Raw genomic sequence first — 13,263 nt, 5'->3', positions numbered from 1 at the left:
GACCTCACTTGGAGCGGAGTGAACGCAGGAAGAAGGCGACGTTGGCGGGGCGCTCGGCCAGGCGGCGCATGAAGTAGCCGTACCAGTCGTCGCCGTAGGGGACGTACACGCGGACCGTGGAGCCGGCGCGGGCCAGCGCCTCCTGCTTGTCGGTCCGGATGCCGTAGAGCATCTGGTACTCGAAGGAGTCCCGGCCGCGTCCGGCGCGGTCGGCCAGCAGCTCGGTGATGGAGATCAGCCGGTCGTCGTGCGTGGCCACCATGGGGTACCCCTTCCCCTCCATGAGGATGCGCAGGCACCGCACGTACGCCTTGTCCACGTCGGCCTTCTTCTGGTGGGCCACCGACGCCGGCTCGGCGTAGGCGCCCTTGACCAGCCGCACCCGCGAGCCCTCGCGGGACAGGTCGCGCAGGTCGCCCTCGCTGCGGAACAGGTAGGCCTGGACGGCGACGCCGGTCGCCGGGAAGTCCTCGCGCAACTCCCCCAGGATGGACAGCGTGGAGTCGACCGTGGTGTGGTCCTCCATGTCCAGCGTGACGGTGGTCCCGGCGTCCCGCGCGGCGGCGCAGATCTCCCGGGCGTGGTCGAGCGCCATGCCGCGGTCGAGCATCTGCCCGACGGCGGACAGCTTGACCGAGACCTCGGCCCGCGTGCCGAGACCGATCGGGCGCAGCGCGTCGAGCATCGAGACGTAGGCCTTGACCGTCTCGGCGGCGGCCCGCGCGTCCTTGGTCTCCTCGCCGAGGTGGTCGAGGGTGACCGTGAGGCGGGCGTCGGTGAGGCGCTGGACGGCCGCGAGCGCGGACCCCGCGTCCTCACCCGCGACGAACCGGTCGACCACGAGCCGGGTGACCGGGAAACCGGAGACGGCGCGGCGCGCGAGCGGGCTCCGCGAGACCGCCAGAAGTACGGAACCGAGCATGTTCACCACCATAAATGCGCAGGTGAGCGGCTTCTATGGACATCCGCCACGGGCCTCGTCTACCCGCTTCATACAGATGTATGACAATGGGCGGGTGGATCTGCAGGAAATCGTGGACGACATCGCGCGCATTCTGGACGCCTCGGCGACGCTGGAGGACCGGGCCTTCCAGTTGCTCGCCTACGCGGCCCAGAGCGGCGACATCGACGCCGTCCGGCGCGAGTCCATCCTGCGCCGCCGCGCCTCCGACGAGGTGCGCGCCTACTTCGAGGGCTACGGCGTCGCCACCGCCGCCGGGCCGGTCCGCATCCCTGCTGACCGCGGCCTCGGCGTGCTGGCCCGCGTGTGCGTCCCCCTGCGCCACCGCGGGGTCACCTATGGATACCTGTGGCTGCTGGACGCCGGCGCGCTCACCGACCAGCGCCTGGACGCCGTCGCGCCGCTGGTCGCGCGGGCCGCCGCCGCGCTCGCCCAGGAGGCCCGCAGCCGCCAGGACCTCGGGGTGCGCCTGCGCGACCTGCTCTCGGCCGACCCGGAGGTACGCGCCGCGGTCCCGCTGGACCTGTCCGGCCCGGTGGCGGCGATCGCCGTCCGCACCGCCGCCGGCGTCGTCGCGCCGCTGTGGACGCTCCCGCGCGGCGTGCTCGCCGACGCCGGTGACCCGCTCACCGCCCTGCTGGCGCCCGCCGGGCAGGCGGCCGCCGTCGCCGCCCGCGTCCAGGGCATGTACGGCACGGCCGCCGGCGTGGGCGGCCCGCGCGAGGACCCCGGCGAGGCGTGGCGGAGCTGGCGGGAGGCGACCCTGGCGCTGCGCGCGGCCCAGCGGGTGCCGCGCCTGGCCCCGGTCGCCGTCTGGGCCGATCTCGGGGTGCACCGCCTGCTGGTGCGGCTGTCGCCGGCCGAGCTGGCCGACCTGGCGGCCGAGGCCGCCGCCCTGTCCGGCGAGCTCGCCGCCACCGTCGGCGCCTACCTGGACCAGGGCGGCCGGGCGCGCGAGACCGCCGCCCGGCTCGGCGTGCACCGCCAGACGCTGTACTACCGGCTGGCCAAGGCCGAGCGCGTCACCGGGCTGGACCTCGACGACGGCGAGAACCGCCTGGTCCTGCATCTCGGGCTCAAGGCCGCCGAGCTGCTCGCCGGCGACCGTCAGGGCGCCCGTCAGGAAGCCCGGTAGATCTTGACCCAGTCGACGAACATCGACACCGTGCGCGGCGTCGAGGCGTTCCTGCACGGCGACCACTGGTTGCACACCACGTCGTTCTGCAGGGTCAGGTGCATCGGCTGGGCCTCGGGCACGCGCGGCCCGGTGTAGTCCCACACCTGCCTGCCGTCCAGCCAGAACGTCAGCCGGCCGGGCAGCCGGTCGACGGCCACGGTGTGCCACTGGGTGAAGTCGGCCCGCATCTGGCTCTGCGCCTGCGGGGCCTCGCCGCGGTGGACGTAGATGCCGCCGGTCCGCCGGGTCGGGTCGATCACCTCGGCGAAGTCGATCTCGGCGTACTCGCCGCGTTCGCTGCTCGGCCACAGCAGCGCGACCAGCGAGTATCCGGCGCCGGTCTCGCCGCGGAAACGCACCTCCCACCGGCCGTAGGTCTGCGACAGGTGGGAGGCGACGCCGCCGGACAGGTCCTTGCCGCCGTAGAAGCCGCCGGTCATGCGCAGCATGCCGCCGCCGACGCTGGTCGCCTGCGCCGTGCGCGGGTTCACCTTGGCGTCGGGGGAGTGGTACACCTCCCAGCTGTCGCGGTCGATCTGGGTGCCGTCGAAGTTCTCCACCAGCACCGGGGCGCCCCACCGGGGGTCGGTGCCGGACGTGGCGCGCTGCCCCGCCGTGGGCGCCGCGCTCGTGGCCACCGGGGGCGGCACGGTGCTGGAGGCGGTCGGCGGTCCGCCCGGCCGTGCCCCCGGGGACGTGCCCGGCGGCACGTCCAAGGGAGCGCCCGGGCCCGGCGGCCGGGAGGAAGGAGTGCCCGGCGGCCGGTACGACGGGCCGCCGCGCGGCCCGTACCGGTGGTCGTAGACCGGGGGAGGCGGGTAGCCGGGCGCGCCCAGGGGAGCTCCCGAGGAGCCGCCCGGGGAGGCGGCGCGCGGCACCCGGCTGGTCACCGGGCCGGCGTGCGGAGGGAAGCTCCGGTCGCCGGCCGAGGGGGACGCGCCGGCGTGGACGGGCGGGCGCCCGTCGCCGGGGCGCCGCCCGTGCGGGTCGTCGTGGCCGGGGCCAGGACAGAGGGTCAACGTCGTCGCCGCTACGATCATGTATGCGCTACGAATCGACATGCGCCCATGAAAGCAAGCATCGTCCCCTGATCACAGGGTTATAGCGATTTGGCGTTCCCGGTCGGACGCACCGCTTCACCAATCTGGTCGTTAGCCGCACACTTGGCGTTGTGTCCGACTACGAGGTACTTGTCCTGGGTTCCGGACCTGGCGGCCAGAAGGCGGCCATCGCGGCCGCCAAGCTCGAACGCCGCGTCGCGATCGTCGAGCGGCGCAGCATGATCGGCGGCGTGTGCATCAACACCGGCACGATCCCCTCCAAGACCATGCGCGAAGCCGTTCTCTATCTGACCGGCCTCAACCAACGAGAGATGTACGGCCAGAGTTACCGTCTGAAGGAAGACGTCACGGTGGCCGACCTGACCATGCGCACCGCCCACGTGGTGGGGCGCGAGATCGACGTCATCAGGAGCCAGCTCTCGCGCAACCGCGTGACGCTGCTGCTCGGCTCGGGCCGCTTCCTCGACCCGCACACGGTCGAGGTGGCCGACGAGCAGGGCAGAGGTACCAAGATCACGGCCGACAACATCATCATCGCGACCGGCACCCGGCCAGCCCGCCCGGACAGCGTGGAGTTCGACGACCGCACGATCATCGACTCCGACGGCATGATCCAGCTCGACAAGGTGCCCGACTCGATGGTCGTCGTCGGCGCCGGGGTGATCGGCATCGAGTACGCCTCGATGTTCGCCGCCCTCGGCACCAAGGTCACCGTGGTCGAGCGGCGCGAGCGCATGCTGGAGTTCTGCGACCTTGAGGTGGTCGAGGCGCTGAAGTACCACCTGCGCGACCTCGCGGTCACCTTCCGGTTCGGTGAGACGGTGGCCGCCGTCGAACGGCGGGCGCGCGGCTGCGTCACCGTCCTGGAGAGCGGCAAGAAGATCCCCGCGGACACCGTCATGTACTCGGCCGGCCGGCACGGCGTCACCGAGGCGCTGAACCTGGAGGCCGCCGGGCTCTCGGCCGACGCCCGGGGCCGCATCGCGGTCGACCAGGACTACCGCACACCTGTGCCGCACATCTACGCGGTCGGCGACGTCATCGGCTTCCCCTCGCTCGCGGCCACCTCGATGGAGCAGGGACGCATCGCGGCCCACCACGCCTGCGGCGAGCCGCTGAAGGGCATGTCGGACCTGCAGCCGATCGGCATCTACACCATCCCCGAGATCAGCTACATCGGCCGGACCGAGGACGAGCTCACCAAGGCCCTGGTGCCCTTCGAGGTCGGGATCTCGCGGTACCGGGAGCTGGCCCGCGGGCAGATCATCGGCGACACCTACGGCATGCTCAAGCTCCTGGTCTCCCCCGACGACCACGCCCTGCTCGGGGTGCACGTCTTCGGCACCGGCGCGACCGAGCTGCTCCACATCGGCCAGGCCGTCATGGGGTGCGGCGGCACGGTGGACTACCTGGTGGACGCGGTCTTCAACTATCCGACCCTCGCCGAGTCCTACAAGGTCGCCGCCCTCGACGCCATGAACAAGATCCGCAGGATGGCCCGCTTCGCCGACTGAGATCCGCCGGCCGAGACCCCGCGCCGAAGGCCGTTCCGCCCCGCCCCGCCCGGGGTGGAACGGCGAAAGCCCGTGCCGAGGGAGGTGGCACGGGCTTTCGTCCCTCCGCGCGAACCGGCCGCTTTCGAACAGTGAATGTTTCAGCGGACCGTGGACCGCACGGCCGGCCGGAGGGTCGCTCCCGGCCCGAGGCGCGCTCGCCGGTCGCGGGTGCGGATTCCGGCTCGTCGCCGGGCGCGCGGTCTCCCGCGGGCCGCGGGCTCCGTGATCGCGGAGCGGGCCGCCGGCGGAGCGCGCCGTCGATACGTCCCGCCCCGCACCGGCGTTTGAGCCCGGACGAAACCCGCGGGCGTTGACCGCCGGTCCGGGAAGGTGCTGAATTCGCTTTGCTCGAAGTCGGCGCTACATGAAGGGATGTCCATGATTGCTGGGAATCCGGTCCGGCGAGTGCTGGCGCTCGGCTCGACGCTGGTGGCGATCGGCGCGTTGAGCGTGGTGGCGTCGCCGCCCGCCGCCGCCGACGGCATCGTTCTGCAGGCCACGGTGGACTGCCTCAACAACGACTACTACGGGGACACCAGAGACTGGTATCCCACGATCACGGCGCTGCCCTACAGCTCCATGACCGCGATCCCGGCCACACACGCGTGGCAGTACACCGTGACTCTGCCCGCCGGCAGCACCTCCGCGGCGAGCGTCCCCGCGATGTGCAGCAGCGGACACCAGTACGGCGACTACGCGGGGTCGGTCGGCTCCGTCAGCATTCCCGCGGGCACGACCACCGTGACCGCCACCTGGGGGTGCTATGCCGCCCCCGTGTACCCCGGTCCGTGGCTCACCACCTGCAGCCCGCAGTCGGTGACGTACAGCTGACCGTTCGTCCCGCGTCCTGAGAGAACCGACGAGCCCGCGCCACCACCGGTGGCGCGGGCTCGAGGAGTGTGGAGGGAGCCGGCTCAGGCGGCCTCGGCCTCTTCGGCGTCGGCCTCGGCGGGCAGCGCGACACCGGTGACGGTGTCGTACACCCGCACCAGCTCGCGGCTGATGCGCTCCATCGAGTAGCGCGAGCCGGCGCGGTCGGCGCCGGCGAACCCGAGGGCGGTGCGCCGGGTCAGGTCGCCCAGCAGCAGGCGGGTGCGGCGAGCGATCGGGGCGGGGTCGTTCGGGCGCACCAGCAGGCCGGTCACCCCGTCCACCACCGAGTCCAGGTGGGCGCCGACGGCCGAGGCGACGACCGGGACGCCGCAGGCCATGGCCTCCAGGGCCACCTTGCCGTTGGGGACGGCGACCGGCAGCGAGAGCACGACGTCGGCGCTGCGCATCAGCTTGGCGATCGAGTTGTGCGGCACGTGCCCGAGCAGGGTCACGCGGTCCTCGACTCCGACCTCCTTGGCCAGCAGGCGCAGCTTCTCGAGGTCGGTCTCGGTGTCGGGAGCCCCGGCGACCGGGCCGCCCGCGATCAGCAGCTCGGCGCCCGGGATGCCGTCGAGGGCCCGGATCGCGGTGTGGGCGCCGCCGCCCTGGGTGATGTGGCCGACGTGGACGAGGCGGGGGCGCTCGCCACGCGACAGGGACGGCCCCTGGCGGCGGAACCGCTCGGTGTCGACGCCGTGCGGGACGACCGCGATGTTCTTGCGCGGCACGCCGAGCCGGATGAGCTCCTCGCCCTCACTCCCGCAGGAGGCGATGACCGCGTCGGCGCGGCGGCCGATCGCGCGCTCCAGCCGCACCCGCGCGGCCTGCCCGGCGCCGCCGGGACGGATGCGCGAGGAGCCGAGCTGGTGGAAGGTCTGCACGATCGGGATGTCCATGCCGTCGGCCGCGGCCACCGCGGCCAGGCCGCCGGTCCAGGAGTGGGCGTGGACCACCTCCGGGCTCTCCTTGGTCCAGCGCCGCCGCAGCTCTTCGCTGAACTCCGCGATGTGCGGCATGAGGTCGCTCTCCGGCAGCGGCTGCGCGGGGCCCGCGTCGATGTACTCGATCGTCACACCGGTGGCCACCTTCACCCGCGGCTTGCGGTCGGGAGCGTTGCGGCGGGTGTAAATCGTGACGCGGTGGGAACTGCTGAGTTCGCGGGCGATGGCCGGGATGTCGGCGGGAAGCACGTGCACGGAGACGATGGCGATGTTCACTGGGGCACACCTCAGGAATGCCGGGTCGCACAGGACCCGAATGGCGTACTGAGTTGTGCCTGCGTCTTAGGCACGGAATCTGTGTCTAAGCTTACCGGCGTCTGGAACTCGGCAAACCCCTCAGGGCAAAAAATCTTAGAAAAGCTTCTTGCCCTGGTTGCAGGAGAAACGTCCCCGTACGTGCGGACGGCGTCCGCGCAGGTCAGCGCGTGCGGCGCATGGCCAGGATGGTCGCCTCGTCGAGGATCTGACCGCCGCAGAAGGCCCGCTGGTCCTCCTCGACGGCCTTCACCACCGCCGCTCCCGGCTGGCCCGTGCACCGCGCGAGCACCTCGGTGAGCCGGCTCTCGCCGTACGCCAGCTCCTCCTGACCCGACCTGCCCCGCGAGCCGGCCAGCCCGTCGGAGTACAGCACCAGCGTCTCGCCCAGGGCCAGCGCGACCTCCTCGACCGGGACGGCCACGCCGGTCTCGATGCCGAGCGGCATGCCGCCCCCGGAGGTGTAGCGCACCCCGCCGTCGTTCTTCAGAACCGCGGGCGGATGGTTGCCGGCCGAGGCGAGCCTGACCCGCCCGCCACGCCTGCCCGGGGTGACGAACCCGGCGGCGACCATGACGAACATGCCGGTGTCCTGCGCCACCAGGGCGTCGTTCAGCCGGGCGACCACCGTCCCTGGGTCGTCCTCCCACACGCTGAGCGTGCGCAGGCCGCCGCGCACCATCGCGGTGACCGACGCGGCCTCCTCACCCTGCCCGACGACGCCGCCGACGGCGAAGCCCCAGCCGTCCTTGACCGGGAACACGTCGTAGAACTCCCCGCCGATCGCCCTCGGCCCCGCGCCGGTGTGGTACGTCGCGGCCACGTCGTAGCCGGGGACGTCGGGCAGCGTACGCGGCAGCACGCCGGTCTGCAGGGTGTCGGCCGCCTGCGCGCTGCCCTGGAAGACGCGCTGGGCCCGCAACGCCAGCCCGATGTGCGCGCCGGCGTCCTCCATGAGCGCCAGGTCGGCCAGGCCGAACGGCGGCCGCTCGCGCATCCGCAGCAGCGTGATGACGCCGTGCACCTCCTCTCCGGCCAGGATGGGGACGCTCAGCACCGAACCCGCCCGGGTGGCGTGCAGGACGGAGGAGCCGTCCGGCAGCGCGCCGAACACGGTGTCGTCCTCGACCATCTCGTGCACCACGCCGCCACCGCTCGCCAGCACGTGCGCGACCAGCGCCGCCCCCGAGGGGTCCATGCGCTCCAGCGTCTGCACCAGGCGGGCGACGGGCTGGTTGGCCGGCCCGATGACCAGGGAGCGCTGCGGCGCGCCCTCGCGCACGACGTCGGCGAAGACCCAGTCGGCGGTGTGCGAGGCGAGCAGCCGGCCGGCGCGGATGAGCGCGACCGGCTCGCTGAGGCTCTCCTCGTCAAGCAGCAGGCGGGTGAGCCGCGACATCAGCTCCTGGCGGCGCGCGGCGGCCATGATGAAGGACTCTTCGGGCGACTGCTCCGGCTCCGGCGCGACCTGGCCGGCCTCGGGCGCGCGCACCTCGACCGGCAGCGCCACCGCGGCGATCATCTCCTGCGGCTCGCCGGCCATGCGCAGCTGGGTCAGGACCAGCCGCACGTTATGCGCGCGTCCCTGGTGGGCCAGCCGGGTCGGGAAGGCCGCCGTCTCGCCGGTGTGCAGCACCGAGGTCAGATGGGAGCGGAACGCCGCCCGGCGCGAGACGTCCACCAGCAGCGGGAAGGCCCGGCCGGTCAGGTAGCCGTCCGGGCTGCCCAGCAGGCGGGACGCCTCGGCGTTCACCCGCCGCACCGTGCCCGTCGTGTCCAGGATGATCACCGGGACGGGAAGGGTGCGGTAGACCGTCCGCAGAAGCTTCAGCTCGCGGTTGGAGCTGCTCTCTTTGCCGCCCGACCTGCGCCTGGTCTTGCCCAGCTCGCCGATCGAGGCCCGCAGCAGGTCGCGGGCCGTGTCCAGTTCGACCAGCGCGGCGTCCAGGGTCGGGCCCGGGTCGCCGGGGTAGGCCGAGCGGGCGTCCCGGAGCGAGGAGATGCGGGCCGTCAGGCCGCTCAGCGCCTGCTCCAGTGCGGGAAGATCAGTGGGGTCGGTCAAGTTGCGTCCTTCGGATGGCGGCGGGGAGCGTGGGGTCCCCCTGCTAGACCGTACGTCAAGGAGACGCCCGTCATCGATGAGCACCTCCCGGCGGGAATTAACCTGGCTCTGAGGGGAAGCGGAAGGCCTGTATGGAGACGATGCGCATGTTCAGTCCGGCCCTCGCCCGGGACCTCGCGGCCCTTGGCCGCGTCAACGAGGGCACCTCCATGGAGAGCGTCCTCAGCGGCGTGACCAGGGCCGTCGCCGTCGGGGTGCCGGGGTGCGCGGGCGGCACCGTGGAGCTGCGGCGCGACGAGCGCCTGATGCTGTCGGCCTCGCACAGCGACCTCATCGCCCTGGTCGACCGCGAGAGCGCCCTGCGGGAGGGGCCGTCGGTCGAGGCGGTGGCGACGGGCAGGAACGTCCTGATCCCCGACGTGCTGCAGGAGACCCGCTGGCCCCGGTACGCCGCGACGGCCGTCAAGCACGGGGTGCGCTCGTCGCTGGTGCTGCCCATCTCGGTGGACGGCGCGACGCTGGTGCTCGGCCTGTACGCCACGCGGCCGGGGGCCCTGGCCGGCGGCTCGGCCGACCCGCTGGCCGCCCTGCTCACCGAGCAGCTCACCGTGGCCCTGGCCAACGTGTCGGACTACGACGAGGTGCTCACCGACGCCGCCCAGATGCAGGAGGCGCTCGCGGGGCGCGCGGTCATCGACCAGGCCAAGGGCATCATCATGCACGCGAGCGGCTGCTCGGCCGAGGCGGCCTTCGACGAGCTGCGCCGGCTCTCGCAGCACCACCAGGTGAAGGTGGCCGACCTGGCCCGCCTGCTGGTCAGCGAGCACCAGAGCAAGCATGGCGGCGCCCTGCCGTCCTGACCGCGTTCGTGTGACTTCTCATGCTTCGAGGCACTTTAGCGCCATATATCTGCTCGAAGCGGGGCGATCGGTCACTCCTTGAACGCGGCGAGCGCCTCCTCGGTGGTGTCGTACAGCGGCAGCCGCTGCGCCAGGCCCGTCACCCACATCACCTTGGAGTTGGAATATTGCACCCCCACCAGGGCGAAGTGTCCCTTCGCCGCCATGGTGCGCTGCCAGTGATGGACGATCAGCCCGAGCGCCCGGGAGTCCATGAAGGTCACGCCGGCCAGGTCGAGCACCAGGTCGGGGCCGTGGTCGTCGGCGATCTGCGCCAGCCGGTCGGTGAACCGGTCGCGCGTCGTCGCGTCGAGGATGCCGCTGACCCGCACCACCGGCACATCGTCCGTGAGCTCGGACGTAAGGGTCAGAGCGGAATTCGCCCTGTCTGGAACGGTCACCACGCGCCTCCAAGCCGCTTCCCTGGCGCATGGCGCCAACCCCATCGGGGGTCAATCGCAACATTACTGTTGCCTGGGGGGTAGCAATACTCTTGATTTTTGGGGAATACTGGAGCCGAGGTCCAGCAGAGGGCCTCGTCTCGACAGTAGTACGCGAGGCGATGTCGGCTCTGCATGGGCATTGTCGGTTCCGCCTCGCTTGCAAGGCATACGAGGGAGCAGCAATGGCTGCCGAGAACCACACCTTCTCCCAGACCGACGTCACCGCCGAGGACCTGCTGCGCGAGCTGCACGAGCCGGGCACGACGCACGACCGGCAGGCGCGGCTGCGAGAGATGATCGTGGAGATGCACCTCCCGATGGCCCGCGAGATCTCGCGGCGCTACCTCCACAGGGGCGAGCCCATGGAGGACCTGCTCCAGGCCGCGTACGTCGGCCTCATGAAGGCGATCAACGGATTCGACGCCGAGCTCGGACATAGCTTCAGAGGCTATGCCATGGTGACCATGACCGGCGAAGTGAAGCGCCACTTCCGCGACCGCACCTGGGCCGTACGCGTGCCGCGCCTGTACCAGGAGCGGCGCTCGGAGCTCAACCGCCTGGTCGCCGACTTCACCCAGGAGCTCGGCCGGTTCCCCACCGTCGCCGAGCTGGCCAAGAGGATGGGCATCTCCGAGGAGGACATGCTCCTCACGATGGACGCCTCCGCCGCCTACAGCACCCTGTCGCTGGACGCCCCGATGGGCGCCGACGACGACGCGGCCGCGCTCGGCGACCTCATCCCCGACGAGGACGACGAGCTGGCGACGCTGGTCGACCGCGAGGCCATCAAGCCTCTGATCGACCAGCTCCCCGAGCGGGAGCGCAACATCCTCCTGCTGCGCTACTACGGCAACATGACCCAGGCGGAGATCGCGGCGGAGTTCGGCATCTCGCAGATGCACGTCTCGCGCATCCTGCGCAAGGTGCTCGACCAGCTCCGCTCGCAACTGGTGGCCGCGGGCTGATTAAGCCGCCCTTCCTGGGGCACTGAAGGGCGGAACAGTAGTCGCGTGGAGGGGGCACTTCCCTTACGGGCCGATATCCCGGGGTATCTTCGTCGATGTAATCGGCCCCGAGCAGGGTGACCTTTCCATAGCTGATCGCTTCTGGAGGCGGTTATCGGGTGAACGAGGACGAAGTCCCTCCTCCCCGCTTCCTCTCGGACGGGGGCGGCCCAATGCCGCTCCCGTCCGGCGTGGTGGTCAAGGAACTGACCTTCAGTGTCGGAGACCTGCCCGAGGTGCGGGACTTCGCCGCCCTTCAGGCGCGCCGCGTGGGGATGCGCCACGACTCCATCGGCGACTACCTGGTGGCCGTCAACGAGGTGGCGACCAACGCCGTCACCCACGGGGCGGCCAAGGCGCGGATGCGGGTCTGGTGCGACGGCGGAGACCTGCTCGTCGGCGTGCACGACGACGGGCACTGGGTCCCCGACGAACCGCCCGGGATGATCGCCCCGCACGACTACTCCACCAGCGGCATGGGCCTGTGGGTCGCCCGGCGGCTCACCAAGGAGCTCGTCCTACGAACCGGGCAAAACGGCACAGAACTGATAATGCGCTTCAAACTGCCGTAAATCCCCACGTAGTCCTCGGGGCGCGGGGTACGTCCCCGGCTATGACCCTGCGAATCCCGAACGTGCTGGTCGTGGGCGGCGGCGCCGTCGGCATGCTCGCCGCCCGCCGCCTGGAGAAGCGGCTCCACCGCGGCGAGGCCCGCGTCACCGTGGCCGACCTCGACTCCTACATGACCTACCAGCCGTTCCTCGCCGAGGCCGCCGCGGGGAGCGTCGAACCCCGGCACGTCGTCGTCTTCCTGCGCCGGGTGCTGCCCCGGTGCCAGATCCTCAGCGGCAGGATCAGCCGGGTCGAACTGGCCTCGCGCACCGCCCGCTTCCACCCCCACGAAGGGCCGGAACGCGTGCTCGAGTACGACTACCTGGTGTTCGCCCCCGGATCGATCTCCCGCACGCTGCCCATCCCCGGGCTCGCCGAGTGGGGCATCGGCTTCAAGACCCTCGAAGAGGCCATCCACCTGCGCAACCACGTCCTCGCCCAGCTCGACCTGGCCGACTCCACCACCGACGAGCGCGTGCGCAGGCGCGCCCTGACGTTCGTGTTCGTCGGCGGCGGCTACGCCGGCGTCGAGGCGCTGGCCGAACTGGAGGACATGGCCGCCGACGCCTGCCGCTACTTCGCCCACGTCAGCCCCTCGGACATGCAATGGATCCTCGTCGAGGCGTCCGGGAAGATCCTTCCGGAGATCGGCGTCGAGATGGGGAAGTGGACCGCATCCCAACTGCGCACGCGCGGCATCGAGGTGCGCACCGGCACCCGGCTGGAGTCCGCGGTGGACCGCCACATCATGCTCAGCGACGGCGACGCCTTCGACGCCGACACCCTGGTCTGGACGGCCGGCGTCAAGCCCAACCCGCTCACCGCCGCCTCCGACCTGCCCCTCGACGAGCACGGCCGGGTCAAGGTCGACGCGGGACTGCTCGTCGACGGCACCCGGTTCGCCTTCGCCGCCGGCGACTGCGCCGCCGTCCCCGACCTCACCCGGCCCGGGCGGACCACCCCGCCCAACGCCCAGCACGCCACCCGCCAGGCCGTCCGGCTCGCCGACAACCTGATCGCCACCCTGCGGGGCGAGCCGCGCCGCCCGTACCGGCACCGCAGCGCCGGATCGGTCGCCAGCCTCGGCATGTACCAGGGCGTCGCCAACGTCTACGGGCACCGGATGCGCGGCTTCCCCGCCTGGTTCCTGCACCGGACCTACCACCTCAGCAAGATCCCGACGATGAACAAGAAGGCCCGCATCCTGATGGACTGGACCCTCAGCCTGCTGTTCGCCCGCGAGATCGTCTCCCTCGGCGCCATGCAGGACCCCCGCCAGGAGTTCGAACTGGCCGCCCGCACCGCCCACCGCCCCGTCCCCGCCCGCTCCCCGGCCGCCTCCGGCGCCCGCGAGTGACC

Annotated in this window: 12 protein-coding genes; 7 read left to right on the top strand and 5 right to left on the bottom strand. The window is 71.8% G+C overall.

Annotated features, from left to right (window positions below):
• Positions 1 to 4: 4 nt before the first annotated feature.
• Positions 5 to 922: a proline dehydrogenase family protein gene (locus ACFQSB_RS15945; RefSeq protein ID WP_380827264.1), complete on the bottom strand. Its 918-nt coding sequence runs from the start codon at positions 920 to 922 to the stop codon at positions 5 to 7.
• Between the two features lie 94 nt (positions 923 to 1,016).
• Here ACFQSB_RS15945 and ACFQSB_RS15940 point away from each other — a divergent pair, with 94 nt between their 5' ends.
• Positions 1,017 to 2,096 (top strand): PucR family transcriptional regulator, encoded by a 1,080-nt coding sequence (locus tag ACFQSB_RS15940; protein WP_380827263.1) that lies wholly within the window; start codon positions 1,017 to 1,019, stop codon positions 2,094 to 2,096.
• Here ACFQSB_RS15940 and ACFQSB_RS15935 read toward each other — a convergent pair.
• Positions 2,081 to 3,199, bottom strand: coding sequence for a family 16 glycosylhydrolase (locus tag ACFQSB_RS15935; protein WP_380827262.1), 1,119 nt, complete (start codon positions 3,197 to 3,199; stop codon positions 2,081 to 2,083). The genes ACFQSB_RS15940 and ACFQSB_RS15935 overlap by 16 nt on opposite strands.
• 110 nt (positions 3,200 to 3,309) lie before the next feature.
• On the opposite strand from ACFQSB_RS15935, the gene sthA reads away from it, so the two are divergent.
• Together sthA and ACFQSB_RS15925 are read left to right on the top strand one after the other, a co-directional pair.
• Positions 3,310 to 4,713: a Si-specific NAD(P)(+) transhydrogenase gene (sthA, locus tag ACFQSB_RS15930; protein ID WP_380827260.1), complete on the top strand. Its 1,404-nt coding sequence runs from the start codon at positions 3,310 to 3,312 to the stop codon at positions 4,711 to 4,713.
• A 420-nt stretch (positions 4,714 to 5,133) separates the two neighbouring features.
• Positions 5,134 to 5,586, top strand: a complete 453-nt coding sequence (locus ACFQSB_RS15925) for a hypothetical protein (protein ID WP_380827259.1) — start codon at positions 5,134 to 5,136, stop codon at positions 5,584 to 5,586.
• Between the two features lie 83 nt (positions 5,587 to 5,669).
• Here the strand turns inward: ACFQSB_RS15925 and ACFQSB_RS15920 are convergent, their stop codons facing one another.
• Entirely contained in the window at positions 5,670 to 6,845 is a 1,176-nt protein-coding gene (locus ACFQSB_RS15920; protein WP_380827258.1) for a glycosyltransferase, read from the bottom strand.
• Positions 6,846 to 7,047: 202 nt separating this feature from the next.
• Positions 7,048 to 8,946: a SpoIIE family protein phosphatase gene (locus tag ACFQSB_RS15915; protein WP_380827257.1), complete on the bottom strand. Its 1,899-nt coding sequence runs from the start codon at positions 8,944 to 8,946 to the stop codon at positions 7,048 to 7,050.
• 146 nt (positions 8,947 to 9,092) lie between these two features.
• Here ACFQSB_RS15915 and ACFQSB_RS15910 point away from each other — a divergent pair, with 146 nt between their 5' ends.
• Positions 9,093 to 9,806 (top strand): ANTAR domain-containing response regulator, encoded by a 714-nt coding sequence (locus ACFQSB_RS15910; protein WP_354919094.1) that lies wholly within the window; start codon positions 9,093 to 9,095, stop codon positions 9,804 to 9,806.
• 71 nt (positions 9,807 to 9,877) lie between these two features.
• Here ACFQSB_RS15910 and ACFQSB_RS15905 read toward each other — a convergent pair whose 3' ends face one another.
• Positions 9,878 to 10,246: an STAS domain-containing protein gene (locus ACFQSB_RS15905; RefSeq protein WP_354846364.1), complete on the bottom strand. Its 369-nt coding sequence runs from the start codon at positions 10,244 to 10,246 to the stop codon at positions 9,878 to 9,880.
• Positions 10,247 to 10,470: 224 nt separating this feature from the next.
• Here ACFQSB_RS15905 and ACFQSB_RS15900 point away from each other — a divergent pair, with 224 nt between their 5' ends.
• The 3 genes from ACFQSB_RS15900 to ACFQSB_RS15890 all read left to right on the top strand — a co-directional run bounded on the left by ACFQSB_RS15900 (position 10,471) and on the right by ACFQSB_RS15890 (position 13,261).
• A complete protein-coding gene (locus ACFQSB_RS15900; protein ID WP_354846367.1) occupies positions 10,471 to 11,253 on the top strand; it encodes a SigB/SigF/SigG family RNA polymerase sigma factor in 783 nt (260 codons plus the stop codon).
• Positions 11,254 to 11,465: 212 nt separating this feature from the next.
• The gene (locus ACFQSB_RS15895; RefSeq protein ID WP_354846369.1) at positions 11,466 to 11,864 is read left to right on the top strand and encodes an ATP-binding protein; all 399 of its coding nucleotides are present in this window, start codon (positions 11,466 to 11,468) and stop codon (positions 11,862 to 11,864) included.
• A gap of 41 nt (positions 11,865 to 11,905) precedes the next feature.
• Positions 11,906 to 13,261, top strand: a complete 1,356-nt coding sequence (locus ACFQSB_RS15890; protein ID WP_380827255.1) for an NAD(P)/FAD-dependent oxidoreductase — start codon at positions 11,906 to 11,908, stop codon at positions 13,259 to 13,261.
• The last annotated feature ends 2 nt before the right edge of the window (positions 13,262 to 13,263 follow it).

Source organism: Sphaerisporangium rhizosphaerae, from assembly GCF_042665155.1.
GTDB lineage: Bacteria > Actinomycetota > Actinomycetes > Streptosporangiales > Streptosporangiaceae > Sphaerisporangium > Sphaerisporangium rhizosphaerae.
The sequence above is the reverse complement of the archived record's forward strand: the minus strand, read 5'-3'. Positions and strand labels throughout refer to the sequence as shown.